At 63.8% G+C, this 23,746-nt stretch carries 23 protein-coding genes and 1 pseudogene; 11 read left to right on the forward strand and 13 right to left on the reverse strand.

Annotation, left to right across the window (positions count from 1 at the left end; translation table 11 throughout):
• The first annotated feature begins 10 nt into the window (after positions 1-10).
• From VA602_RS08065 to VA602_RS08080, 4 genes are all read left to right on the forward strand, one after another.
• Positions 11-2,356: an FdhF/YdeP family oxidoreductase gene (locus tag VA602_RS08065; RefSeq protein ID WP_323452957.1), complete on the forward strand. Its 2,346-nt coding sequence runs from the start codon at positions 11-13 to the stop codon at positions 2,354-2,356.
• 234 nt (positions 2,357-2,590) lie between these two features.
• Positions 2,591-3,076, forward strand: a complete 486-nt coding sequence (locus VA602_RS08070) for a YMGG-like glycine zipper-containing protein (RefSeq protein ID WP_054891683.1) — start codon at positions 2,591-2,593, stop codon at positions 3,074-3,076.
• 215 nt (positions 3,077-3,291) lie between these two features.
• Positions 3,292-4,095: a CheR family methyltransferase gene (locus tag VA602_RS08075; protein WP_063542232.1), complete on the forward strand. Its 804-nt coding sequence runs from the start codon at positions 3,292-3,294 to the stop codon at positions 4,093-4,095.
• Between the two features lie 118 nt (positions 4,096-4,213).
• Positions 4,214-4,870 carry a response regulator gene (locus tag VA602_RS08080; RefSeq protein WP_063542230.1) on the forward strand — a complete coding sequence of 219 codons (657 nt, stop codon included), beginning with the start codon at positions 4,214-4,216 and terminating at the stop codon, positions 4,868-4,870.
• On the opposite strand, the gene VA602_RS08085 is transcribed toward VA602_RS08080, so the two are convergent.
• From VA602_RS08085 to hslO, 3 genes are all read right to left on the reverse strand, one after another.
• A complete protein-coding gene (locus tag VA602_RS08085; protein ID WP_323452951.1) occupies positions 4,860-5,294 on the reverse strand; it encodes an acyl-CoA thioesterase in 435 nt (144 codons plus the stop codon). The genes VA602_RS08080 and VA602_RS08085 overlap by 11 nt on opposite strands.
• A gap of 138 nt (positions 5,295-5,432) precedes the next feature.
• Positions 5,433-6,980, reverse strand: a complete 1,548-nt coding sequence (locus VA602_RS08090; RefSeq protein ID WP_323452952.1) for a phosphoenolpyruvate carboxykinase — start codon at positions 6,978-6,980, stop codon at positions 5,433-5,435.
• 179 nt (positions 6,981-7,159) lie between these two features.
• The gene (hslO, locus tag VA602_RS08095) at positions 7,160-8,059 is read right to left on the reverse strand and encodes an Hsp33 family molecular chaperone HslO (RefSeq protein WP_323452953.1); all 900 of its coding nucleotides are present in this window, start codon (positions 8,057-8,059) and stop codon (positions 7,160-7,162) included.
• Positions 8,060-8,175: 116 nt separating this feature from the next.
• Here hslO and VA602_RS08100 point away from each other — a divergent pair, with 116 nt between their 5' ends.
• Positions 8,176-8,979: a phosphatase PAP2 family protein gene (locus VA602_RS08100; protein ID WP_063542224.1), complete on the forward strand. Its 804-nt coding sequence runs from the start codon at positions 8,176-8,178 to the stop codon at positions 8,977-8,979.
• Between the two features lie 20 nt (positions 8,980-8,999).
• Here the strand turns inward: VA602_RS08100 and VA602_RS08105 are convergent, their stop codons facing one another.
• Positions 9,000-9,401: an RNA-binding S4 domain-containing protein gene (locus tag VA602_RS08105; RefSeq protein WP_054891676.1), complete on the reverse strand. Its 402-nt coding sequence runs from the start codon at positions 9,399-9,401 to the stop codon at positions 9,000-9,002.
• A 109-nt stretch (positions 9,402-9,510) separates the two neighbouring features.
• On the opposite strand from VA602_RS08105, the gene rimB reads away from it, so the two are divergent.
• Both rimB and rimK read left to right on the forward strand, forming a co-directional pair.
• Positions 9,511-9,993 (forward strand): retropepsin-like aspartic endopeptidase RimB, encoded by a 483-nt coding sequence (gene rimB / locus VA602_RS08110; protein ID WP_063542222.1) that lies wholly within the window; start codon positions 9,511-9,513, stop codon positions 9,991-9,993.
• The gene (rimK, locus tag VA602_RS08115) at positions 9,990-10,895 is read left to right on the forward strand and encodes a 30S ribosomal protein S6--L-glutamate ligase (RefSeq protein WP_015268602.1); all 906 of its coding nucleotides are present in this window, start codon (positions 9,990-9,992) and stop codon (positions 10,893-10,895) included. Before rimB ends, rimK begins: the two co-directional genes overlap by 4 nt.
• A 54-nt stretch (positions 10,896-10,949) precedes the next feature.
• On the opposite strand, the gene VA602_RS08120 is transcribed toward rimK, so the two are convergent.
• A complete protein-coding gene (locus tag VA602_RS08120) occupies positions 10,950-12,263 on the reverse strand; it encodes an ATP-binding protein (RefSeq protein ID WP_186667423.1) in 1,314 nt (437 codons plus the stop codon).
• A gap of 98 nt (positions 12,264-12,361) precedes the next feature.
• The gene (gene ompR / locus VA602_RS08125; RefSeq protein WP_054891673.1) at positions 12,362-13,102 is read right to left on the reverse strand and encodes an osmolarity response regulator transcription factor OmpR; all 741 of its coding nucleotides are present in this window, start codon (positions 13,100-13,102) and stop codon (positions 12,362-12,364) included.
• A 228-nt stretch (positions 13,103-13,330) separates the two neighbouring features.
• Between ompR and VA602_RS08130 the strand changes: the two genes are divergently transcribed.
• The 4 genes from VA602_RS08130 to VA602_RS08145 all read left to right on the forward strand — a co-directional run bounded on the left by VA602_RS08130 (position 13,331) and on the right by VA602_RS08145 (position 18,519).
• The gene (locus VA602_RS08130) at positions 13,331-15,655 is read left to right on the forward strand and encodes a Tex family protein (protein WP_151925507.1); all 2,325 of its coding nucleotides are present in this window, start codon (positions 13,331-13,333) and stop codon (positions 15,653-15,655) included.
• Positions 15,655-16,038 (forward strand): PaaI family thioesterase, encoded by a 384-nt coding sequence (locus VA602_RS08135; protein WP_054891671.1) that lies wholly within the window; start codon positions 15,655-15,657, stop codon positions 16,036-16,038. The genes VA602_RS08130 and VA602_RS08135 overlap by 1 nt, the downstream gene beginning before the upstream one ends.
• Before the next feature lie 271 nt (positions 16,039-16,309).
• Positions 16,310-17,887 (forward strand): glutamate--cysteine ligase, encoded by a 1,578-nt coding sequence (gene gshA, locus VA602_RS08140; protein ID WP_162714340.1) that lies wholly within the window; start codon positions 16,310-16,312, stop codon positions 17,885-17,887.
• Positions 17,887-18,519 carry a TetR/AcrR family transcriptional regulator gene (locus VA602_RS08145; RefSeq protein WP_323452954.1) on the forward strand — a complete coding sequence of 211 codons (633 nt, stop codon included), beginning with the start codon at positions 17,887-17,889 and terminating at the stop codon, positions 18,517-18,519. The genes gshA and VA602_RS08145 overlap by 1 nt, the downstream gene beginning before the upstream one ends.
• Before the next feature lie 90 nt (positions 18,520-18,609).
• Here VA602_RS08145 and VA602_RS08150 read toward each other — a convergent pair whose 3' ends face one another.
• From VA602_RS08150 to VA602_RS08180, 7 genes and pseudogenes are all read right to left on the reverse strand, one after another.
• Positions 18,610-18,825 (reverse strand): TOBE domain-containing protein, encoded by a 216-nt coding sequence (locus VA602_RS08150; protein WP_003255829.1) that lies wholly within the window; start codon positions 18,823-18,825, stop codon positions 18,610-18,612.
• 30 nt (positions 18,826-18,855) lie between these two features.
• Positions 18,856-19,668: an aliphatic sulfonates ABC transporter ATP-binding protein gene (gene ssuB / locus VA602_RS08155; protein ID WP_153772473.1), complete on the reverse strand. Its 813-nt coding sequence runs from the start codon at positions 19,666-19,668 to the stop codon at positions 18,856-18,858.
• Entirely contained in the window at positions 19,665-20,462 is a 798-nt protein-coding gene (gene ssuC / locus VA602_RS08160) for an aliphatic sulfonate ABC transporter permease SsuC (protein WP_323452955.1), read from the reverse strand. Before ssuC ends, ssuB begins: the two co-directional genes overlap by 4 nt.
• Before the next feature lie 10 nt (positions 20,463-20,472).
• Entirely contained in the window at positions 20,473-21,621 is a 1,149-nt protein-coding gene (ssuD, locus tag VA602_RS08165) for an FMNH2-dependent alkanesulfonate monooxygenase (protein ID WP_054891666.1), read from the reverse strand.
• A 60-nt stretch (positions 21,622-21,681) separates the two neighbouring features.
• Positions 21,682-22,647 (reverse strand): sulfonate ABC transporter substrate-binding protein, encoded by a 966-nt coding sequence (locus VA602_RS08170; RefSeq protein WP_063542210.1) that lies wholly within the window; start codon positions 22,645-22,647, stop codon positions 21,682-21,684.
• A 95-nt stretch (positions 22,648-22,742) separates the two neighbouring features.
• Complete coding sequence (ssuE, locus tag VA602_RS08175) at positions 22,743-23,336, reverse strand: NADPH-dependent FMN reductase (protein WP_323452956.1); 594 nt, start codon at positions 23,334-23,336, stop codon at positions 22,743-22,745.
• A gap of 253 nt (positions 23,337-23,589) precedes the next feature.
• Positions 23,590-23,746, reverse strand: a pseudogene (locus VA602_RS08180) (peroxidase); the annotation flags it as partial.

Genomic DNA, 23,746 nt, shown 5'->3' on the forward strand with positions numbered 1-23,746 from the left:
CGTAAAAGCCGTGACCTCCTTCGAGAAACTTCCAGACAACGCCCCCGCTTCCACCCCACGCTACAAGCCCTACCACGGCCCAGCCGGCGGCTGGGGCGCACTGCGCAGCGTGGCCAAGGCCTGGGTCGGCAGCGACAACGCGCTGAAGAACCTGCGTGCACTTCTCAAGACCAACCAGAACGGCGGCTTCGACTGCCCTGGCTGCGCCTGGGGCGACTCGCCCGAGAGCGGCATGGTCAAGTTCTGCGAGAACGGCGCCAAGGCCGTCAACTGGGAGGCCACCAAGCGTCGCGTCGACGCCGCTTTCTTCGCCCGCTACAGCGTCAGTGCCCTGCTCGAGCAGAGCGACTACTGGCTCGAGTACCAGGGCCGCCTGACAGAGCCGATGGTCTATGACCCGGCCAGCGACCGTTACCAGCCGATTGCCTGGGATGCAGCCTTCGAGCTGATCGCCAGCCACCTCAAGGCGCTGGAGTCACCAGACCAGGCCGAGTTCTATACCTCCGGGCGGGCCAGCAACGAGGCGGCGTACCTGTACCAACTGTTCGTGCGCGCCTTCGGCACCAACAACTTCCCTGACTGCTCGAACATGTGCCACGAGGCCAGCGGCGTGGCCCTGGGGCAGAGCGTCGGCGTCGGCAAGGGCACCGTCACCTACGACGACTTCGAACATGCCGACGCGATCTTCGTCCTGGGCCAGAACCCCGGCACCAACCATCCACGCATGCTCGACCCGCTGCGCGATGCCGTGAAGCGCGGCGCCCAGGTGGTTTGCGTCAATCCGCTCAAGGAGCGCGGCCTGGAGCGCTTCCAGCACCCACAACATCCACTGGAGATGTTGCTCAACAGCGACCGGCCGACCAATACCGCGTTCTTCCGCCCGGCACTGGGTGGCGACATGGCGCTGCTGCGCGGCATGGCCAAGTTCCTGCTGCAGTGGGAGCGTGAGGCTCAAGCCAATGGCGAACCTGCGATCTTCGATCACGTGTTCATCGCCGAGCACGGCCAGGGCGTGAACGAGTACCTGGCGGTGGTCGATGCCACGCCGTGGGAGCAGATCGTCGAACAGTCAGGCCTGACCCTTGACGATATCGAGTTGTCGGCACGCATGTATTGCAAAGGCAAACGCGTGATCATGTGCTGGGCGATGGGGATCACCCAGCACCGCCACTCGGTGCCGACCATCCAGGAAATCGTCAACCTGATGCTGCTGCGCGGCAATATCGGTGTGCCTGGCGCCGGCCTGTGCCCGGTACGCGGCCACAGCAACGTACAGGGCGACCGCACCATGGGCATCAACGAGCGCCCGCCGGTAGCCCTGCTCGATGCCATCGAGAAGCGCTTCGGCTTCCCGGTGCCACGCAGCAACGGTCACAACACGGTCGAGGCGATCCACGCCATGCTCGAAGGCCGGGCCAAGGTGTTCATCGGGCTGGGCGGCAACTTCGCCCAGGCCACCCCGGATACCGAGCGCACCGCCCAGGCCCTGCGCAACTGTGCGCTGACCGTACACATCAGCACCAAGCTCAACCGCAGCCACCTGATCCATGGCCAGCAGGCATTGATCCTGCCGTGCCTGGGCCGCACCGATATCGACCTGCAGGCCGAAGGCCCGCAGGCGGTCACGGTGGAAGACTCGTTCAGCATGGTCCACGCCTCCAACGGCCAGTTGCGCGCGCTGTCCAAGCAGATGCGCTCGGAACCTGCGGTAGTCGCCGGCATCGCCGCCGCCACCCTGGGCAACCATCCTGTGGACTGGAACTGGGTAGTGGCCGACTACGATCGGATCCGCGACCTCATCGCCGATACCATCCCTGGTTTTGCCGACTTCAACCAGCGCCTGAACCTGCCGGGTGGTTTCTACCTGGGCAATAGCGCAGGTAGCCGCCAGTGGAAGACCGCTAGCGGCCGCGCCAACTTCAAGCCCAACCTGCTGCCCGACACCCTGCTCGACGAACGCGTGCGCGCCAGCGGCCAGGTGCCTGACCTGATCATGCAGTCGATGCGTTCGCACGATCAGTACAACACCACCATCTATGGCCTGGACGACCGCTACCGCGGCGTGCGCGGCCAGCGCGAGGTGCTGTTCGCCAACGAGGCCGACATCGTTCGCCTGGGCTTCCAGCCAGGGCAGAAGGTCGACATCGTGTCGTTGTGGGGCGATGAGCATGTGCGTCGGGTGGAGGGTTTCACCCTGCTGGCCTTCGACATTCCGGCGGGGCAGGCAGCAGCCTACTACCCCGAGGTGAATCCGCTGGTTCCGCTGGAGAGCATCGGCGACGGCAGCCATACACCAACCTCGAAGTTCATCGCCATCAAGCTCGAGGCGGCACGCGGGGACGGACGCATCATCTGAAAGGCGCGGACCGTCCCGCGCTGACGGCCGACCAGACAACAAAAAGCCCCGGCGTAGTAACCGGGGCTTTTTGTTGTCTCAAGTAACCTAAGACCGACAAAAACGAATAAAGTTTCATAGTAAAATCAGCATGTTAGGAAATTGTGTACAACTCGTGCTACTCGTCGGATTTCCATTGCCAGCCGCTTCGCTGAGCCTCAAATTCCGCCTCGTCATCCCTCTGAGGCTCTCTTGATGAAGAAGTACTCCTCGATTCTGTTGTTGTCTTTTGGTCTGCTCAGCGGCGTTGCCATGGCAGGCGGCACCACCGAGGCCGGCATTGGCGGCGCATTGGGTGGGGTACTGGGCTCGGTGGTCGGCCAGTCCATCGGCGGCAACACCGGCTCGGCCATTGGTGCGGGCCTGGGTGGCGCGGCGGGCAGTGCCGTCGGTGCCGACAAGCGTCAGCGTGGTGAAGCCGCCATTGGTGGTGCCCTGGGCGCGGCGGGCGGTAACGTCGTCGGCCGCCAGGTCGGCGGCAGCACCGGTAGCCTGATCGGCGCAGCCGCAGGTGGCGGTGCCGGCGGTGCGCTGGGCAACTACATGGGCAACAAGGCCGACGAAGACGACCGCCACGACCGCGATCGTGACCGGCGCTACCGCCGTGGCGACGACCGTCGCCATTGGGACAACGGCCATCACTACGGCCATCGCAAGCACAAGCGCCACTGGCGTGACTGATCGGCGTCCATTCACCTACGCCTGATGCCTAAGGCCCCGCCCTCACCCGGCGGGGCCTTTGCATTCCGGCAGGTCGAGGGCTTAAGGGACACCCCGATATGGAGGCAACTAGCCACTAGCTATCATTTCCCACCGCCATCACAACAGGGGACGCAGGGAATGCGCACAAGCCTCGTCGATCCAATACGCCAGCCCGACTTCGGGGAGGCAGAAGGATGACGGACGATACGCGCCCGCCACGCCTCGACCACGCCTGCTTCCAGCGCATCCGACAGCGGGTTTCCCAGGCCACCGGCCTGCAACTGGCTGACGATCGCCAGAACGTGGTCGCCCATCGGCTGCATGCACGCTTGCGGTTACACCGGCTGGCGAGCTTCGAGGCCTACCTTGACCTGATCGATGCACACCCCAGCGAACAGACGCACCTGCTGCACCTGCTCATCGCCCGGGACACCTACTTCTTTCGCGAGCACCGCCACTTCGAACAGTTGCTGCGCTGGCTTCCCACACTTGCTCATCCTGCGCGCCTGTGGAGTGCGGCCTGTGCCAGTGGCGAAGAAGCCTGGAGCCTGGCCATGGTCGCGCAACAAAGCACATCCGCCGGCTGGCAGGTGCTCGCCAGCGACTACGACAGCGCACTGCTGCGACAGGCTGAGGCCGGTGTCTACGACATCGCCCAGGCCCGCTACTTTCCCCATGGCTGGCTGGACCGCCATTGCCTGTGTGGCGCCGACGAAGCAGCCGGTCGTCTACGTATCGCACCGGGCCTGCGCGAACGGGTACGCTTCGAGACAATCAACCTGATCAAGCCATTGCCGACCGATCTGGGCGAGTTCGATGTGATCCTGCTACGCAACCTGCTCGCGGGCTTCGACGCGCGATGCAAGGCCGATGTCCTGCTGCGCCTGATGCCTCACCTGCGTCCGGGCGGACTGCTGATGATCGGCCACAGCGAAAGCATCCACGGCCTGGATCTGCCCCTGCGGCCACTACTGCCGTCGGTGTTCGAACGCCTATGATGAATAGCACTGCCGCATCGAACGGCAGACAAGGACTGGTCGCGCCCCCGCGCGGCAGTGCGCTTGTGGATCGAGCAGGCCTGCCGCCCCCCATCCCTTGCGAAACAGGCCTTGACCCATGCCCTGCCGAATCCTGCTTGCCGACGACTCGCCACTTTTCCGCGCCGGCCTGCGCGCCCTGCTCGAACAGAAGAAGGAATATGCCGTGGTCGGAGACACCAACGACGGCATGAGCGCCGTGGCGCTGGCGGAGAAGCTGCGGCCGGAGATCGTCGTGCTCGACATGAACAGCGATGCGCTGGATTGTCAGCAGGTGTTGCAGGAGCTGTTCATCCGGGTTCCGGCCACACGCGTGCTGATGCTCTCGACCCGCTCGGAACTGGAGCATGTGATGAGTTGCCTGCAACTCGGCGCCCAGGGCTTCCTGCTCAAGAGCGCCACCGTCGCAGAATTCGAGCAGGCCTTGCAGACCTTACGCAGCGGCGGACAGTACCTTTCCTCGACAGTGCTGCCAATGGTCATCGGGCAGGCCCTCAAGCACAGTCGCAAACGTCCGCCCAGCCCCGCACAAGCGCCGCTGACCACGCGTCAGCTGGAAGTCCTGCGCCTGATCGCTCGCGGCGAGAGCACCCGCTCCATCGCCGATGGGCTGGGGCTGAGCATCAAGACCATCGAGGCCCATCGCTCGCAGATCATGCACCGCCTGCAGATCCACGATGTTCCAGGGTTGGTGCTGTTTGCCGTGCGCGAGGGGATCATCCGCCTCAACGATTGAGCGACAGCCCCGCCAGGATCAGTTGCAGGGTTTCCGGCAGCACTGCCGGTTGCCCCGTGCTGCGTTCGATGAACACCTGTACCACAGTGCCCGCCGCACAGGGCTCGACCTCGCCCGGCCGGTACAACGCCAGGCGAAACTCCACTGTGCTGCCAGCAAGCCGGGTTACTCCCAGGCCAACCTCCAGCACATCGGGACACCCGGGCAAGGCATAGAAATCCGCGGCAGAACTGACCACGAACCCGGCCAGCTCACCGTCGCGCAGGTCCAGCTCGGCCTGCTCGACGAGAAATGCCTGAATGGCCGTCTCGAAGAAGGCATGCACCGTGGAACCGCCAAGGTGGCCGTTGTGGTCGTTGTCCTGTGGACGCGTGAGGATGGGGTGGAAATGAGAAAAGGCGCTGCGTTGGATGGTCTCGGTCATGGGGTATCCAAGGCGGGTGGCAGGAAAGGGGAGCTTCCCACATCTGGTCTGGAAAACCATAGCCGCAAACACAGTGCTCGCTCGCCAGACATGAAAAAGCCGCCCCGAAGGGCGGCTTTTCACTGCGGGCAGTACAGCTTACAGCTGCGGGCCAGCGGCCTTGATGGCGTCGGAAACTTCGAACTTCTTGAAGTTTTCGATGAACAGCTTGGCCAGGCCTTTGGCGGCCTCGTCGTAAGCGGCCTTGTCAGCCCAGGTGGCGCGCGGGTTGAGCAGCTCGGTATCGACGCCTGGAACGAACTTCGGTACGTCCAGGTTGATGATGTCCAGGTGCTCGGTTTCAGCACCGACCAGAGCACCGCTCTGGATCGCGGCGATCACGCCACGGGTGGTCGGGATGCTGAAGCGCTTGCCAACACCGTAGCCACCGCCGGTCCAGCCGGTGTTGACCAGGTAAACCTTGGAGTTGAAGCCGTTGATACGCTTGATCAGCAGCTCGGCGTACTCGCCTGCAGGACGGGCGAAGAACGGCGCGCCGAAGCAGGTGGAGAAGGTCGACTTGATGCCGCCGCCCGAACCCATTTCGGTGGAACCGACCAGCGCGGTGTAGCCCGACAGGAAGTGGTAGGCCGCCTGCTCGTTGTTCAGGATCGACACCGGAGGCAGAACGCCGGTCAGGTCGCAGGTCAGGAAGATGACCGCGTTAGGCTCGCCACCCAGGTTGGCTTCGGCACGCTTGGCGACGTGCTCCAGTGGGTAGGCGGCACGGCTGTTCTGGGTCAGGCTGACATTGGTGTAGTCGGCGTGGCCGGCTTCGTCGATGACGACGTTTTCCAGCACCGCGCCATGCTTGATGGCTTTCCAGATGACCGGCTCGTTCTTCTCGGACAGGTCGATGCACTTGGCGTAGCAACCCCCTTCCATGTTGAAGACGACGCCCTCGCCCCAACCGTGCTCGTCGTCACCGATCAGGTAACGGCTTTCGTCGGCGGAGAGGGTGGTCTTGCCAGTACCGGACAGGCCGAAGAACAGGGTCACATCGCCGTCTTCGCCGATGTTGGCCGCGCAGTGCATCGGCAGCACGTCGACTTCCGGCAGCAGGAAGTTCTGTACCGAGAACATGGCCTTCTTCATTTCGCCGGCGTAGCGCATGCCTGCGATCAGCACTTTCTTCTGGGCGAAGTTGAGGATCACGCAACCATCGGAGTTGGTGCCGTCACGCTCTGGAACGCACTCGAAGTTGGCGACGTTGAGGATCTGCCACTGGTCGCGGCCGGCCGGGTTGAACTGGCCTTTTTCCGGATTGATGAACAGGCAACGGCCGAACAGGTTCTGCCAGGCGGTCTGGGTGGTCATCTTCACCGGCAGGTAGTGCTCGGCCGCGGCACCGACATGAACGTAGGAGACGAAGTGTTCCTGGGCGTTGTTGAACGCCTCGACGCGGCCCCACAGGGCATCGAACTTGTCGGCCGGGAACTTGCGGTTGATCGGGCCCCAGGCGATGGCGGCAGAGGTGCTCGGTTCATCGACGATGAAACGGTCAGCGGGCGAACGGCCAGTACGGTGACCGGTTTCCACGACCAGTGCGCCAGTATCGGCCAGCACGCCTTCACCGCGTTGCAGCGCATGTTTTACCAGCTCGTCGACGGTCAGGTCGGTGTACACGGTGTTGTTGGCTTGCGTCATGAGATACCCCATCCGGCCCGAGGCCGAGTGCTCCAAACGTTTTGTAGTGGCCTGTTTCAAACTACTACAGCGAAAAAAGTGGCCGGATTATGCCAGAAACGCCCAAAAAAAGTAGGCCCCTCCTGTCGTAACTGCGCTTTTACGCAATTAGACAGGAGAATCTCCTGTAGTGAAGCGTTTCAGTGGCGAGTTTCTGACGCCTCGTCTGTGCCACCACCCGCAAACAATTGCGCTACATCGCTGGCATCGAAGAAATACCGCTCGTTGCAGAACTGGCAATCGATCTCGACCTGGCCACCGCGTTCCTCGACCAGCACCTTGGCATCCGCCTCGCCGAGGCTGACCAGGGCGTTGCCGGAACGCTCACGCGAGCAGCTGCAGTGGAAGCGCAGCGGCTCGATGTCGAACAGGCGTACGGCGTCCTCGTGGTAAAGGCGGTGCAGGAGGGTTTCGTTGCCTTCGGCCCACTCTTCGGGCTTCAGCGTGCTGGCCATGGCCACCACGTGTTGCCAGCTGTCTTCGCGCTCTTCTTCATCACGCTGGCGGTCGACCGGCAACTGCTGCAGCAGCAGGCCACGGGCCTTGCCCGTCGAGGTGTCGAGCCAGAAGCGCGTGTTGAGCTGCTGGGATTGCACGAAGTAGTTGGTGAAGCATTCGGACAGGTTGGCGCCATCGAGCTCGACGGTGCCCTGGTAGCGCTGACCCTTGACCGGGTCGATGGTCAGCGTGAGGTGGCCATCAGGCATCAGGTCCGCCAGGGTCGCGTCAGCCGCGATCTGCTCGGCCTCGTAACGCGCCATGCCGCGGATGTCGCGCTCGCCCGAGCACTCCACCATCAGCAGCGGGATTGGCCCTTCCGAGCGCGCCTGCAGGATCAGCAGGCCATCGAACTTGAGTGCGCCGACCAGCAGCGAGGTGGCGGCCATCAGCTCACCCAGCAGAGCGGCAACTGGCTGCGGATAAGGGTGACGGGCGAGCACTTCGCTGTAGCTCTTGTCGAGCTCGACCCATTCGCCGCGCACATCGCGCTCTTCGAACAGGAAGCGTTGGGTGAAATCGGTATCCGGTAAATCGCTCATGGTTTTGGCTATCTGAAAATTCTGAAAAGAGTGACAAAATGATTACAGGAGCCTACAAAGGCCCGTGTTAAAGCGCGCACGACGCGCGGAAATTCAGCTGGCAATTGAGGTATTTTATGGATAATCGACCACTGTTCCAAGAAAAGTGGTCCTGGGGACCTCTGGCAGCCTGCACTTTACTGCCGATCGCTCTACTGTGTTTCTGGTTGTGGCCGTTTGGCCAGATCCTGTTCCTGACTTTCGACGAGTGGCTATTCCGTGCACTGAACGGCCCACTGGCAGACAGCACCACCTGGCGCTACATCTGGACCTTGGGCAGCCTGCGCCCCTTCGACATCGTCGTCGGTCTGATCCTGCTCCTGCTGCTGATCAAGGGCGACTGGGTGTTCAAGGCCGTGCAGGTACGGCAGGCATTCTTCGGCTTTTTCGTCAGCCTGCTCCTCTTAGTGGTGGTTCGCGCGCTGTTTTCCAAGTGGGTGGATGCATCCGGATGGCAACATGACAGCCCGTCGATCGTATTCGACGACGCCGTGCGCCTGAGCCACTACTACCCGAACCTTGAAGCCCACTGGGAGCTGAAGGACCGTTCCAGCAAGAGCTTCCCGGGCGATCACGCCTCGGTACTGCTCCTCTGGGCGCTGTTCATGAGTCTGTTCAGTCGCCGGCTGGTGCAGAGCCTGGTGATCTGGGGGCTGGCCGTGCTGTTCATGCTGCCGCGTCTGGTCGCTGGCGCGCACTGGGGGCAGGATGACTACATCGGTGGTCTGGGGATGGCATTACTGGCTCTGGGCTGGACCGTGCATACACCTCTGGCGGCCAAGGCCAGCGCGGCACTGGTGCGCTGGACCTCACCGCTGTTCAGGGTACTCGGCAAGCTGCCGCTGATCGGGCGCATGAGCGTGATGCGTACAGCCTTCTAAGCGCAACTGACGGCGCAGGTCTACTCGAAACTGCCATGCAGTTGGTGGATCTGCCGCCGTTGCTTCTTGTTGGGCCGGCCGTCGGTGGTCACCCCCATCGCCCCGGCCTTGCGCAGTTCGGCGGCTTGCTCGCGGCGCTTCACGCTGTCGGCGGTTTCCTCGTAGAGGGTCTGCGCCTCGGGCGCCCCACGACGCACCACCGACAGCGCCTTGACCACCACGGTCTTCTCGTCGAAACCGGTGCGCAGCACGAACTCGTCACCTACCCGCGGTTCCTTGCCCGGTTTGCAGCGCTCACCACGGCAATGCACCTTGCCGCTCTCGATCGCCGCCTTGGCCAGCGCACGCGTCTTGTAGAAGCGCGCCGCCCACAGCCATTTGTCCAGGCGGACCTTGTCGTCGTCTTCCGCTTTCTGTGCCATCCCTCTACCTCGAATTCTGTCTTTAACGGAACTGTACTACCGTAACTGTCGGATGCAAAAAGTCCGCGCCATGCTTACAGTTCACCACCTCATTCGCAGGGTGTGCTTCGTGAAAACATTTGACCATCTGACAGTGATCGGCCTGCGCGAGTGGATCGCCCTGCCCGACCTCGGTCTCGCCGGGCTTCGGGCCAAGATCGACACCGGCGCCAGCACCTCCAGCCTGCACGCCACCGACATCGAACCCTTCGAGCGCGACGGCCAGTCCTGGGTACGTTTCACCGCGCACCTGGGTTCTGTAGTGCAACTGCGTCATCGCCGCTGCGAAGCGCCTCTGGTGACCATGAAGACCATCAAGAGCTCCAACGGCCATGCCCAGACCCGCTATGTGATCCGAACGCCACTGGCATTGGGCGACCGGGTCTGGGAAGTGGAATTCACCCTGGCTTGCCGCAAGAGCATGCGCTATCGGTTGTTACTTGGATCGAAAGCCTTGGTCCACGGTCAACTGGTCGTCAACCCCGGCCTCAAGTACGTTCAGGACAAACCGGCCTTCCCGGCCACTCTCTCCCCTGTCACAGGTGCTGCATGAAGATCGCCGTGCTTTCGCGCAACCCGCGTCTGTATTCCACCCGCCGCCTGGTCGAGGCCGGCACCCAGCGTGGCCATGAAATGGTCGTGATCGACACCCTGCGCGCCTACATGAACATCGCCAGCCACAAGCCGCAGATCCACTATCGCGGCAAACCGCTGGAAGGTTTCGATGCAGTGATCCCGCGTATCGGCGCCTCGGTGACCTTCTATGGCTGCGCAGTGCTGCGCCAGTTCGAGATGATGGGCGTCTACCCACTCAATGAATCGGTGGCCATCGCACGCTCGCGCGACAAGCTGCGCTCTTTGCAATTGCTGTCACGCCGTGGCATCGGTCTGCCGATCACAGGTTTCGCTCACTCGCCGGATGACATTCCCGACCTGATCCAGATGGTCAATGGTGCACCGCTGGTGATCAAGGTGCTCGAAGGCACCCAGGGCATCGGCGTGGTGCTGTGCGAAACGACCAAGGCTGCCGAGTCGGTCATCGAAGCGTTCATGGGCCTGAAGCAGAACATCATGGTCCAGGAATACATCAAGGAGGCCGGCGGCGCCGACATCCGCTGCTTCGTGGTTGGTGACAAGGTCATCGCCTCGATGAAGCGCCAGGCCAAGCCCGGTGAGTTCCGCTCCAACCTGCACCGCGGTGGAGTGGCCAGCCTGATCAAGATCACCCCCGAGGAACGCATGACGGCCATTCGCGCGGCCAAGGTCATGGGCCTCAGCGTGGCCGGCGTGGATATCCTGCGCTCCAATCATGGCCCGCTGGTGATGGAGGTGAATTCGTCGCCGGGGCTGGAGGGCATCGAAGTCACCACCGGCAAGAACGTTGCCGGGATGATCATCGAACACCTGGAGAAGAACGGCGGACCGAACCAGACCCGGACCAAAGGCAAGGGTTGATTCGAAATCGTGGTGGTCTCTTCGCGGCTTTAGCCACAAAGAGACCACAGAACCTCACACGGCATCGCGCGGCAGCAACAGCCCCAAGGGCAAACGTACCCGCGCCTCGATCCCGCCACCGGAGCGGTTGCGCAACTCGACATTGCCGCCATGCTGGGCGGCGATCCGCTTGACGATCGCCAAGCCCAGCCCGGTGCCCTTGCCCCCACGTGCACGGTCGCCGCGAATGAACGGATTGAAGATGGTCTCCAGTTCCGATTCGTCGATCCCCGTACCCCGGTCGAGCACGCTGAGTACCACGTACGGCGCCCCCTGCTCACCTGACACATAAGCCGCCACCTCGACGCCCTTGCCCGCATGGTGCAGGGCATTACCGATCAGGTTGCCCAGCATGCGCTTGAGCGATACGCGCCGTAGCGGGAAAGGTGGAATAGGCTCCAGGCACAGGCGCACGCGCTCTTCGGGCTGGTTATACGGCGCCACCACCTCGCGAATCAGATAACCCAGGTCGACTTCTTCCACCGGCTCGTCGCGGCCATCGCGAATGAAGGCCAGGAACTGGTCGAGAATGGCGTCCATGTCTTCGATGTCGCGCACCATGTCGTCGCTGAGCTCACTTTCGTTCCCCATCAGCGACAGCGACAGCCGTAGCCGGGTCAATGGCGTACGCAGGTCGTGGGAGACCCCCGCCAGCATGAGCTCGCGCTCGCGCCCTGCCTGCTCGACATCCTCGGCCATCTGGTTGAACGCACGGTACACCTCGGTCATCTCGCTGGGTGTATCGCTGATGGGCAGGCGCACGCTGCGACCCTGCCCGAGCTGGCGGGCAGCGAACACCAGGCGTTTGAGCGGCTGGTTGAGCTGGCGCACGAAGATCCAGGCCGACGCGGTGGACAGCAGGCCGATGGCCAGGAACCAACCGAGCACGTTCCAGATCTTCTGCCCGCGCAACGGGTGCGGATACAACGGCACCTTCAGCCAACCCGGCCCCAGGCTCGGCGCATTGACCCACAGTGCTGGCGGCGCATGGATGCGCAGGCGTACCTCGGTATCCTCGCCCAGCTCAGCCTGCATCTGGCGCTGGTAGATCTCGCTGTACGGCCAGTGCTGCTCACCCTCCGGCACACCCGAGCCGGTCACGCGGATCAGACCGGCCGCCTCGGCGATCTGGTCCCGGTTCTCTTCATCGGCCGCCCAATAGGCACGCAAGGTCAGCGCCACACCGTGGCTGTACTGGCGGTCGACCAGTACGTCCTCGTTCATCAGCAGGTACACCAGCGTCAGCGCCTTGGAAAACAGGACGACGATCAGTACCAGCCACAGGGTGCGGGCGAAGAAGCTTTGCGGAAACCAGAGAGGCGTTTTCATTGGCGACGATTACTGCACGGCGGGAACAAGCAAGGCGGGGACCACAGACGAAAACAGGGCGACCCTTGCGGGCCGCCCTGCCGTGTCATGGCAGCGGTTCATTTACCGGCATTTCCGTCCGGCACGAAGACATAACCCACACCCCAGACCGTCTGGATGTAGCGAGGCTTCGATGGATCGGGCTCGATCATGCGGCGCAGACGCGAGATCTGCACGTCGATGGAGCGCTCCAGGGCGTCCCACTCACGGCCGCGGGCCAGGTTCATCAGTTTGTCGCGGGTCAGCGGTTCGCGAGCATGCATGACCAGAGCCTTGAGCACGGCGAACTCACCGGTGGTGAGCATGTGCACTTCATCGCCGCGCTTGAGTTCGCGGGTGGCCAGCGACAGCTCGTAGTCGCCGAAGGTGACGGTTTCTTCCTCGCTGCCCGGGGCGCCGGGAACGCTCGGAGCCTGGCGCCGCAGCACGGCCTTGACCCGCGCGACCAGCTCGTCCGGGTTGAACGGCTTGGCGAGATAATCGTCAGCGCCCAGCTCAAGGCCCTTGATGCGGCTAAGCTCGTCGCCCTTGGCGGTGAGCATGATGATCGGGATCTGGTTGTTCGCCGCACGCAGGCGGCGGCAGGCGGAGAGGCCGTCTTCACCCGGCAGCATGAGATCGAGCACCACCAGGTTGAACACTTCACGGGCCAGCAGGCGGTCCATCTGCTCGACGTTCGGCACGGCGCGGGCACGGAAGCCCTTGCTGGTGAAGAAACGCTCCAGCAGGCTGCTCAGCCCCGGATCGTCGTCAACGATGAGAATCTTTTCGCCTTCAGCAATGTTTGCGGTGCTGGTCATCAATAACTCCTCTGATATCGCCGCGCATTATGGCGTAGCCATTGCGACGCGTGCCGTGTGCATTGTTAGCAGATTTTTCCCCGGGTGCCACTTCTCGCTCGACACACATGGCTCAGCGCCATCACCGCAAGCCGGACACGATGGGTATAATGCGCGGCTTTCATCCAGTGCCGCCGGGCCTGAACCCCCACTGCGGCCTTAGTATTCACTATTTGTCAGGTGGTTCTCATGGACAGCATCAACAGCCGTATCGCCGAGGAACTGGGCGTGCGCCCACAACAGGTCGAGGCGGCCGTGGGCCTGTTGGACGAAGGCTCGACGGTGCCCTTCATCGCCCGTTACCGCAAGGAAGTGACCGGCAGCCTGGACGATACGCAACTGCGCCACCTGGAAGAGCGCCTGCGTTACCTGCGTGAACTCGACGAGCGCCGCGCCAGCATCCTGGCCAGCATCGAGGAGCAGGGCAAGCTGACCCCGGAACTGGCCCGCGAGATCAAGCTCGCCGACACCAAGACCCGCCTCGAAGACCTTTACCTGCCTTACAAGCAAAAGCGCCGCACCAAGGGCCAGATCGCCCTGGAAGCCGGCCTGGGCGAACTGGCCGACGGCCTGTTCGACGACCCGCAGCGCGACCCTGAAAGCGAAGCCGCGCGCTTCGTCGACGCCGACAAGGGCGTCGCCGACGTCAAGGCCGCCCTCGAAGGCGCCAAGTACATCCTCATGGAGCGCTTCGCCGAAGACGCCGCCCTGCTCGACAAACTGCGCGGTTTCCTCAAGCAGGAGGCAGTGCTCACCGCGCGCGTGGTGCCGGGCAAGGAAGAGGAAGGCGCCAAGTTCCGCGACTACTTCGCCCACGACGAACTGCTGCGCAACGCCCCGTCGCACCGCGCCCTGGCGATCTTCCGCGGTCGCAACGAAGGCGTACTGAGCGCCTCGCTCAAGGTCGGCGAGGAACTACCGGGCACCCTGCACCCGTGCGAGCTGATGATCGCCAGCCACGTTGGTATCGAGAACCGCGGCCGCCCGGCCGACAAATGGCTGGGCGAGGTGGTGCGCTGGACCTGGAAGGTCAAGCTCTACACCCACCTGGAAACCGACCTGTTCGGCGAGCTGCGCGACAACGCCGAAAGCGAGGCGATCAACGTCTTCGCCCATAACCTGCACGACTTGCTGTTGGCCGCCCCCGCCGGCCCGCGTGCCACCCTGGGCTTCGACCCGGGCCTGCGCACTGGCTGCAAGGTCGCGGTAGTCGATGCCACCGGCAAGCTGCTGGATTACACCACCGTCTACCCGCATGCACCGAAAAACGACTGGGACCGCACCCTCGCCGTACTGGCGGCCCTGTGCGCCAAGCATTCGGTGGAGCTGATCGCCATCGGCAACGGCACCGCCAGCCGCGAAAGCGACAAACTGATCGCTGACCTGGTGAAAAAATATCCGGCACTGCAGATCACCAAGATCATGGTCTCCGAGGCGGGCGCCTCGGTGTATTCAGCGTCCGAACTGGCTGCCCGCGAATTCCCCGATCTCGACGTCTCGATCCGCGGCGCGGTGTCGATTGCCCGTCGCCTGCAGGACCCGCTGGCCGAACTGGTGAAGATCGATCCGAAGTCCATCGGGGTAGGCCAGTACCAGCACGATGTGTCGCAGGTGAAACTGGCGCGCGGCCTGGACGCTGTGGTCGAGGACTGCGTGAACGCCGTGGGCGTGGACGTCAACACCGCCTCGGTGGCCTTGCTGACCCGCATCTCCGGCCTCAATGCGACGCTGGCGCAGAACATCGTCGCCCACCGCGACGCCAACGGCCCGTTCGCCACCCGGGCGGCACTGAAGAAAGTCAGCCGCCTCGGCGAGAAGACCTTCGAGCAGGCCGCAGGCTTCCTGCGCGTGATGAACGGTGACAACCCGCTGGACGCCTCTGCCGTGCACCCCGAGGCCTACCCGCTGGTACAACGCATCGCCGCCGACACCGACCGCGATATCCGCTCGCTGATCGGCGACAGCAGCTTCCTCAAGCGCCTCGACCCAAAGAAATTCACCGACGAATCCTTCGGCCTGCCGACCGTCACCGACATCCTCCAGGAGCTGGACAAGCCCGGCCGCGACCCGCGCCCTGAGTTCAAGACCGCGACCTTCCAGGATGGCGTCGAGGACCTCAAGGACCTGGAGCCCGGCATGATCCTCGAAGGCGTGGTGACCAACGTCACCAACTTCGGCGCCTTCGTCGACATCGGCGTGCACCAGGATGGCCTGGTGCACATCTCGGCGCTGTCGGAGAAGTTCGTCAAGGATCCGCGCGAAGCGGTCAAGGCCGGCGACGTGGTCAAGGTCAAGGTCATGGAAGTGGACATCCCGCGCAAGCGCGTAGGCCTGTCCATGCGCATGAGCGATACCCCAGGCGAGAAGGTCGAAGGCAACCGTGGCGGCCCACGCGGCAACGGCGGCAACCGTTCGCAACAGGCACCACGCCCGCGCGAAACCGCCACCGCCGCGCCGGCCAACAACGCCATGGCCGCGCTGTTCGCCAACGCCAAGCAGTTGAAGAAGAAGTGATGGACGTCCCGAAGGAATACGTCGAAAGCGCCTTCAGCCAGCTCCTGGGCTGCCGCCTGCAGCGCCTGGACACAGGCGTTGCCGAGGTGGCACTGGCGCTGGAACCACACCTGCGCAACCGTGGCCAGAAACTGCACGGCGGGGCGATCTTCAGCCTGGTGGACATCGCCATGGGCCTGGCCTGCTCGGCCAGCCATGGCTTCGACCAGCAAAGCGTGACCATCGAATGCAAGATCAACTACATGCGCGCTGTCAGCGACGGCGAAGTGCTGTGCACCGCCCGGGTAATACACGCCGGGCGGCGCACGCTGGTGGTCGACGCCGACGTGCTCCAGGGCGACAAGCTGGTGGCCAAGGCACAGGGAACCTTCGCGGTTCTCTAGCTGCCCGAGTGATAACTGCGGTATTTTTGCCGGTATTGGTCGGACGCTGTCACTGACCCTATCGCGGGACAAGCCCGCTCCCACAGGTGCCTCGGTGCTTTTGTGGGAGCGGGCTTGTCACGCGATGGGTTCGGCAAGGCCCCGAAGTATCTGCGCTACCAGCACCGGAACCGCGTAAACCAGGCGACAACGCCAGTTCCTTTGTCCCTACCCTTGTAGACCGTCATTTCTACCCCCATATTGGGGCGACTGACGCGTGAAGGAATCCATCTTGAGCGACCTCCTCAATCGCCGCCTGAGCTTGCTCGGCGCCAATCTCTCCCTGCTCAAGCAGTGCCTGCACGGCATTGAGCGCGAATGCCTGCGAGTGACCGACGAAGGTCGGCTGGCCCAGACCCCACACCCCGAAGCCCTGGGTTCGGCACTGACCAACGAGCAGATCACCACCGATTACTCCGAATCGCTGCTGGAGTTCATCACCCCGGCCCTGCCTGACCCGGCCAAGGTGCTCGAGAACCTCGAGGAGATCCACCGCTTCGTCTACACCAAGCTCGGCGACGAATACCTGTGGAGCCCGTCGATGCCGTGTGCGCTGCCCGCCGAGGAAGACATTCCGATCGCCGAGTACGGCAGCTCCAACATCGGCAAGCTCAAGCACGTGTACCGCAAGGGCCTAGCCCTGCGCTACGGCCGCACCATGCAGTGCATCGCCGGCATCCACTACAACTTCTCGTTGCCCGAGGCCCTCTGGCCCTTGCTGCGTGAAGCCGAAGGCAGCGAACAGGACGATCGTGACTATCAGTCGTCGGCCTACATCGCGCTGATCCGCAACTTCCGCCGCTACAGCTGGCTGCTGATGTACCTGTTCGGCGCCTCGCCAGCGCTGGACAAAGGCTTCCTGCGCGGCCGCCCGCACCAGCTCGAAGAGCTGGACGCCGACACCCTCTACCTGCCCTACGCCACCAGCCTGCGCATGAGCGACCTGGGATACCAGAGCAACGCCCAGGCAGGCCTGACGCCCTGCTACAACAACCTGTCCAGCTATACCGACAGCCTGCGCAAGGCCGTTGGCACGCCTTATCCGCCCTACGTCGAGGTGGGTACGCACAAGGACGGCGAATGGGTGCAGTTGAACACCAACATCCTGCAGATCGAGAACGAGTACTACTCGAACATTCGCCCCAAGCGCGTGACCTACACCGGCGAACGTCCGATCCAGGCCTTGATCTCGCGCGGCGTGCAGTATGTCGAGGTGCGTTGCCTGGACATCAACCCGTTCCTGCCGGTGGGCATCGACCTCACCGAGGCGCGCTTCCTCGACGCCTTCCTGCTGTTCTGCGCGCTTGATGAGAGCCCGTCGCTGGACAACGGCGAATGCGGCCAGTGCACCAGCAACTTCCTCACCGTGGTCAAGGAGGGGCGCCGCCCAGGCCTGGAGCTGCAGCGCGATGGCCAGCCGGTCACACTGCGCGAATGGGCCAGCGAGCTGATCGCCCGCATCGGCCAGCTGGCCGGACTGCTTGACCAGGCCCAAGGTGGCGACGACCACGCCAAGGCCCTGGAGGCGCAGCAAGCCAAGGTCGACGACCCTGAGCTGACACCTTCTGCACAGGTCCTGGCGCGCATGACCGAGCACGACGAAAGCTTCGTCGCATTCTCGCTGCGCCAGAGCAAGCTGCACGCCGAAACCTTCCGCGAGCAAGCGCTGCCTGGCGAGCGCCAGCAAGCCTTCGAAACCCTCGCCCGTGATTCGCTGGCCGAACAGTCGCGTCTGGAGCAGCAGGAAGTCGGCGACTTCGACCTGTTCGTCGGTGCCTACCAGGCCAGCATCCTGGCGATCAGCAACTGATGAGCCGCACGCCCTCGCCGCGCAAGCCCCGCGCCAGTAGCCAGGCCAGGATCGAAGCGATCCTGGCGGCCGCCCGCGAGCTGCTGGCAGGCGAAGGTGTGGCGGGGCTGTCGATCTACAGCGTGGCCGAACGGGCGCAGATCCCTCCGTCCTCGGTCTATCACTTCTTCGCCAGCGTTCCGGCGTTGCTCGAAGCTCTGACCGCAGATGTGCACCGCGCTTTTCGCGAGGCGCTGAGCGCGCCGATCGACGCCCACGCCTTCAGCACCTGGCAGGGCTTGTCACGCCTGGTCGAGCAGCGCACGCTGGAGATCTACCGCCAGGACACCGCCGCCCGGCAGTTGATCCTTGCCCAGCATGGGCTGAATGAAGTGGCGCAAGCCGACCGCCAGCACGACCTGGAGCTCGGCAAGCTGATGCACAGCTTGTTCGACCGGCATTTCCAGTTACCCAGCATGCCCACCGACGTGGATGTGTTTGCCTTGGCGATGGAACTGAGCGACCGGGTCTATGCCCGGTCGATGCAGTTGCACGAACAGATCACGCCGCGCATGGCGGAGGAAGGGATGCGGGTCTTCGAAGCGTATCTGGGGCTTTACCTGCCGCCTTTCCTGGCCAGACGCCCAAACTGAAACCTTCGCGGGCAAGCCCGCTCCTACGGGGAACCGTGGGAGCGGGCTTGCCCGCGAAGGCCTTTACAAGGGCCTGGGAGTCGAACGCCATCACAGCTTGGCGATAGACACCTCGGTCGATTTCACGAAGGCAATCACTTCACTGCCAACCTGCAGTTCCAGCTCGCGCACGGAACGGGTGGTGATCACCGAAGTGACGATGCCGGAGGCGGTCTGCACGTCGATTTCCGACAATACCGGGCCTTCGAGGATTTCTTTGACGGTGCCTTTGAACTGGTTACGGACGTTGATCGCTTTGATGGTCATGGCTTGATTCCTTTGGTTGGCTTCGCAGATTCAGTGGGCCCAACGCAGTTGCGTGGGCAAAGGGGCTACAGGCTCCGGCTCGGGCGGGGTGCCAGGGACGGACAGAACACGGTTGAGCACTTCGCTTTCCAGCGCAGCCAGGCGGTGCGAACCACGCGCCCGCGGCCTTGCCAGGTCGACGGTAAGGTCCAGGCCGACCTCGCCGTCCTCGATCAGGATCACCCGGTCGGCCACGGCGACGGCTTCGTTGACGTCGTGGGTGACCAGCAGAACGGTGAAGCCGTGTTCGCGCCACAGGCGCTCGATCAGTTGCTGCATTTCGATCCGGGTCAGGGCATCCAGCGCACCCAGCGGCTCGTCGAGCAGCAGCAGGCGCGGCTGGTGGATCAGCGCTCGGGCCAGGGCCACGCGCTGCTTTTGTCCGCCGGACAGCGCAGCAGGCCATTCGTTGGCTCGATCGGCCAGGCCGACCTCCTCCAGCGCTTGCACCGCGCGCGGCCGCCAGTCACCGGACAAGCCCAGGCCGACGTTGTCGATAACCTTCTTCCAGGGCAGCAGACGGGCGTCCTGGAACATCAGGCGGGTTTCCTCGCGCGCATCGACCAGCGGCGCAGCACCGGCCAGCAGATCACCGGCACTGGGTTGGTCCAGACCGGCCAGCAAGCGCAGCAAGGTGCTCTTGCCGCAGCCGGAGCGGCCGACGATGGCGACGAACTGACCGGCCGGGATGTGCAGGTCGATACCGCGCAGCACTTCACGCTTGCCGAACGTCTTGCGCAGGCCGTTGGCGGCCAGCGGGATGCCACGCAGCAGGCGCGGCGGTTGTTCCTTGAGCACGGTCATGCGCCCTCCTTCTTCGCCACCTGGTAGGCGGGGTGCCAGCGCAGCCAGACACGCTCCAGACCACGGGCGGCGAGGTCGGCGAGCTTGCCGAGCACGGCGTACATGACAATGGCCAGCACCACCACGTCGGTTTGCAGGAATTCACGGGCGTTCATCGCCAGGTAACCGATGCCGGCATTGGCCGAGATGGTCTCGGCAACGATGAGGGTCAGCCACATGAAGCCCAGGGCGAAGCGCACACCGACCAGGATCGACGGCAACGCACCGGGCAGGATCACCTGGCGGAACAGCGAGAAACCGGACAGGCCATAGCTGCGCGCCATTTCCACCAGCGCCGGGTCGACATTACGGATACCGTGGTAGGTGTTCAGGTAGATCGGGAACAGCGTGCCCAGCGCGACCAGGAAGATCTTCGCCGACTCGTCGATGCCGAACCACAGGATCACCAGCGGGATCAGCGCCAGGTGCGGCACGTTGCGGATCATCTGCACCGAGCTGTCGAGCAGGCGTTCGCCCCAGTTCGAAAGGCCGGTTATGAAGCCCAGCAACAGGCCGATGCTGCCGCCAATCAGAAAGCCCAAGCCGGCGCGCCAGCCGCTGATCGCCAGGTGCGTCCAGATCTCGCCGCTGCGCACCAGCTCGACACCGGCGCTGACCACCGCGCTCGGTGCCGGCAGGATGCGCGTGGACAACCATCCAGCGCTGACCGCCAGCTGCCACACCGCCAGCAGCAGCACGGGCAAGGCCCATGGCGCCAGGCGCTGTGTCAGGGTGGAAGAAGTTGCACGACTCATGGCCTGACCCTCAGCTCTGCGACACGGACTTGGGCAGGATGTCGTTGGCGACCATTTCACCGAACGGGCTCACATAGCCCCCGGTCTTGGCCTGCTCCGGGCGCTGCACGTCCAGGTGCGGGAACAGCAGCTCGGCGACGCGATAGGACTCTTCCAGGTGCGGATAACCGGAGAAGATGAAGGTATCGATGCCCAGGTCGGCGTATTCCTTGACGCGTGCCGCGACCGTCGGGCCATCGCCCACCAGTGCGGTACCGGCGCCGCCTCGCACCAGGCCGACGCCCGCCCACAGGTTGGGGCTGACTTCGAGCTTGTCGCGGTTGCCGTTGTGCAGGGCTGCCATGCGTTGCTGGCCAACCGAATCGAAGCGCGCCAGCGAGGCCTGGGCGCGGGCAATGGTGTCGTCGTCCAGGTGCGAAATCAGGCGATCGGCGGCGGCCCAGGCTTCTTCGTTGGTTTCCCGCACGATCACGTGCAGGCGGATACCGAAGCGCACCTCGCGGCCTTGCGCAGCGGCTTTCTCACGCACTGCGGCAATCTTCTCCGCTACGGCAGCCGGTGGCTCACCCCAGGTCAGGTACAGCTCGACCTGCTCGGCGGCCAGATCCTGTGCGGCCTCGGACGAACCGCCGAAATACAGCGGCGGACGCGGCTGCTGGATCGGCGGATAGAGCAGCTTGGCGCCCTTTACCTGGATGTGCTTGCCGTCATAGTCGACCACTTCGCCTTCCAGCACCTTGCGCCAGATGCGGGTGAACTCGACCGAGGCTTCGTAGCGCTCCTCGTGATTCAGGTGCAGGCCGTCACCGGCCAGCTCGTCCGGATCGCCACCGGTCACCAGGTTGAACAGCGCACGGCCGTTGGACAGGCGATCCAGGGTCGCTGCCTGGCGAGCGGCCACGGTCGGCGAAATGATGCCCGGGCGCAGCGCAACCAGGAACTTCAGGTTCTGGGTCACCGGAATCAGTGATGCCGCAACCAGCCAGGAGTCCTCGCAGGAGCGACCGGTAGGGATCAGCACGCCACCGAAACCCAGGCGATCGGCCGCCTGGGCGACCTGGGTCAGGTAGCCGTGATCGACGGCGCGTGCGCCTTCGGTGGTACCCAGGTACTTGCCGTCACCGTGGGTGGGGAGGAACCAGAAAATGTTAAGGCTCATTGGAGTTGTCTCCTCAAGGGTGGCTCAAGCCGCAGCGATGCTGCGGCGCAGGCGAATCGTTCAAGGTGCGCTGGCGACCTTGGCCGGTGGGGTCCAGATCACGTCCTTGATGCTCAAGGGCTTGGGAATCAGCTTCAGAGCCTGGAAGGTGTCGGCGATCTTCTGTTGCGCGGCGATCACTTCGGGCGTCAGCGGCGCAGCGCCGTAGCCCTGGCGCTTGACCGAGGTCAGGGTGATGTCGGCCGGCAGGCCGAGCAGCGGCGCGACCTGGTCGGTCACTTGCTGCGGGTTGGCCTGGGACCACTCACCCACGGCGCGCACCTCGTCGATCAGGGCGCTGATCACCGCCGGGTGCTGGGTCGCGTAGCTGCGGGTGGCCAGGTAGAACTGGTGGTTGTCGACCAGGTCCTTGCCATCACGCAGGGTACGGGCCTGCAACTGCTGTTCGGCGGCAGCCTGGTACGGGTCCCAGATCACCCAGGCATCGACGCTGCCACGCTCGAAGGCGGCGCGGGCATCGGCAGGCGGCAGGTACACGGGCTGGATGTCGCTGTATTTCAGGCCGGCGTCCTCAAGGGCGCGGACCAGCAGGTAGTGCACGTTGGAGCCTTTGTTCAGCGCGACTTTCTTGCCTTTGAGCTCCTTCACCGACTGGATCGGCGAGCCCTTGGGCACGAGGATCGCCTCGCTGTGCGGCGCAGGCGGCTCATAGGCCACGTAGAGCAGGTCGGCACCGGCGGCCTGGGCGAAGACGGGTGGCGTTTCGCCGGTGACACCGAAATCGATCGAGCCGACGTTCAGCCCTTCGAGGAGCTGCGGGCCACCGGGGAACTCGGTCCACTGCACGTCGATGCCCTGTTCCTTCAGGCGCTTTTCCAGCGAGCCCTTGGCCTTGAGCAGCACCAGGGTGCCGTATTTCTGGTAACCGATGCGCAGGCTCTCGGCCTGGGCTTGGGTGATGGCGCCGAAGGACACAGCCGCCGCAAACAGGGCGACCAGACCACGACGCAAGAAGACTGTGCGCATGGCGCTCTCCTGTGCGAATGAGGTTCGGGTTGCACCTGCTTGCCTCGTTGTCGGGCGAGTAAGGTGGAAAAACGGTGACGCATGTGCGGGGTCGTTCAGATGCTCCAGCGAGCACTGATCAGGCGTTCGTTGAGTACACCTGGAGCGACCGGCTTGGGCCGACGCGCCAGGGCACTGTGGAAGGTTTCCAGCGAGTCCAGCAGGCGGCCCTCCAGGGCCTCGGCCAACTGTGCCGGGCGATTGCCTTCGGCGTAAGCGACCTGGCTGTCGTCGGCGAAGATCCCTTGAAGGGTCTCCTGCGCCTTGAGTGCCGACAGCACAGGCTTCAATGCGTAATCCACCGCCAGCATGTGGGCGATGCTGCCGCCGGTCGCGATCGGCAGGACCACCTTGTGTTCCAGCGCGCGCTCGGGCAGCAGGTCGAGCAACGTCTTCAGGGCCCCGGCGAACGATGCCTTGTACACCGGGGTCGACACCACCAGCCCATCAGCCTGGGCTACCAGTTGCTGGAAGTGCTGCACCTGCGGGCTGTCGAAACGTGCGTGGAGCAGGTCCTCTGCCGGAAACTCGCGCACCTGGAAGGTCACCACCTCCACACCACGATCCTGCAACCACTGGCGCGAACGCTCGAGCAGCACGCCGGAGCGTGAACGGGTACTGGGGCTACCACCTATCGAAACAACCAGCATTGCAGCGCTTCCTTCAATTCGGTTCCGGGGTGTGGCCCGTGTGAATGACTCCGACATTAGCAGCTCGCCACATATATCTAGAAATCATATTTTTTCATTTGTTTATTCGTTATGGAGATATAGCTTTTCACCCTGAAGCGCGCCCTCTCATTCGCTTCACGGGCAAGCCTGCCCGCACGAAGAGCAGGCATAAAAAAGGGCCGTCGAAACGGCCCGAAATCCCTGCTATGGCTAAGAGCAATGCAACGAGGATTCAACGATTGGGTTGCGGGGTGAGGCGCAGATAGGGTTTGACTGCCCGATAACCTTTCGGGAAGCGCTGCTTGATCTCGTCCTCATCCTTCAGCGAAGGCACGATCACTACCTCGTCGCCGTCCTGCCAGTTACCCGGGGTGGCGACCTTGTAGTTG

The organism is Pseudomonas machongensis, from assembly GCF_034961125.1.
GTDB classification, from domain to species: Bacteria; Pseudomonadota; Gammaproteobacteria; order Pseudomonadales; family Pseudomonadaceae; genus Aquipseudomonas; species Aquipseudomonas machongensis.

What these genes read in the sequence shown, in the direction of transcription:
- rimK (WP_015268602.1), top strand. Translation starts at nt 9,990, where the DNA reads ATGAAGATCGCCGTGCTTTCGCGCAACCCGCGTCTGTATTCCACCCGC.
- VA602_RS08085 (WP_323452951.1), bottom strand. Translation starts at nt 5,294, where the DNA reads ATGACCGAGACCATCCAACGCAGCGCCTTTTCTCATTTCCACCCCATC.
- ompR (WP_054891673.1), bottom strand. Translation starts at nt 13,102, where the DNA reads ATGACCAGCACCGCAAACATTGCTGAAGGCGAAAAGATTCTCATCGTT.
- VA602_RS08080 (WP_063542230.1), top strand. Translation starts at nt 4,214, where the DNA reads ATGCCCTGCCGAATCCTGCTTGCCGACGACTCGCCACTTTTCCGCGCC.
- ssuB (WP_153772473.1), bottom strand. Translation starts at nt 19,668, where the DNA reads ATGACCGTGCTCAAGGAACAACCGCCGCGCCTGCTGCGTGGCATCCCG.
- VA602_RS08135 (WP_054891671.1), top strand. Translation starts at nt 15,655, where the DNA reads ATGGACGTCCCGAAGGAATACGTCGAAAGCGCCTTCAGCCAGCTCCTG.
- VA602_RS08105 (WP_054891676.1), bottom strand. Translation starts at nt 9,401, where the DNA reads ATGGCACAGAAAGCGGAAGACGACGACAAGGTCCGCCTGGACAAATGG.
- VA602_RS08075 (WP_063542232.1), top strand. Translation starts at nt 3,292, where the DNA reads ATGACGGACGATACGCGCCCGCCACGCCTCGACCACGCCTGCTTCCAG.
- VA602_RS08130 (WP_151925507.1), top strand. Translation starts at nt 13,331, where the DNA reads ATGGACAGCATCAACAGCCGTATCGCCGAGGAACTGGGCGTGCGCCCA.
- ssuE (WP_323452956.1), bottom strand. Translation starts at nt 23,336, where the DNA reads ATGCTGGTTGTTTCGATAGGTGGTAGCCCCAGTACCCGTTCACGCTCC.
- VA602_RS08150 (WP_003255829.1), bottom strand. Translation starts at nt 18,825, where the DNA reads ATGACCATCAAAGCGATCAACGTCCGTAACCAGTTCAAAGGCACCGTC.
- VA602_RS08100 (WP_063542224.1), top strand. Translation starts at nt 8,176, where the DNA reads ATGGATAATCGACCACTGTTCCAAGAAAAGTGGTCCTGGGGACCTCTG.
- VA602_RS08090 (WP_323452952.1), bottom strand. Translation starts at nt 6,980, where the DNA reads ATGACGCAAGCCAACAACACCGTGTACACCGACCTGACCGTCGACGAG.
- VA602_RS08145 (WP_323452954.1), top strand. Translation starts at nt 17,887, where the DNA reads ATGAGCCGCACGCCCTCGCCGCGCAAGCCCCGCGCCAGTAGCCAGGCC.
- VA602_RS08070 (WP_054891683.1), top strand. Translation starts at nt 2,591, where the DNA reads ATGAAGAAGTACTCCTCGATTCTGTTGTTGTCTTTTGGTCTGCTCAGC.
- VA602_RS08120 (WP_186667423.1), bottom strand. Translation starts at nt 12,263, where the DNA reads ATGAAAACGCCTCTCTGGTTTCCGCAAAGCTTCTTCGCCCGCACCCTG.
- ssuC (WP_323452955.1), bottom strand. Translation starts at nt 20,462, where the DNA reads ATGAGTCGTGCAACTTCTTCCACCCTGACACAGCGCCTGGCGCCATGG.
- hslO (WP_323452953.1), bottom strand. Translation starts at nt 8,059, where the DNA reads ATGAGCGATTTACCGGATACCGATTTCACCCAACGCTTCCTGTTCGAA.
- VA602_RS08170 (WP_063542210.1), bottom strand. Translation starts at nt 22,647, where the DNA reads ATGCGCACAGTCTTCTTGCGTCGTGGTCTGGTCGCCCTGTTTGCGGCG.
- ssuD (WP_054891666.1), bottom strand. Translation starts at nt 21,621, where the DNA reads ATGAGCCTTAACATTTTCTGGTTCCTCCCCACCCACGGTGACGGCAAG.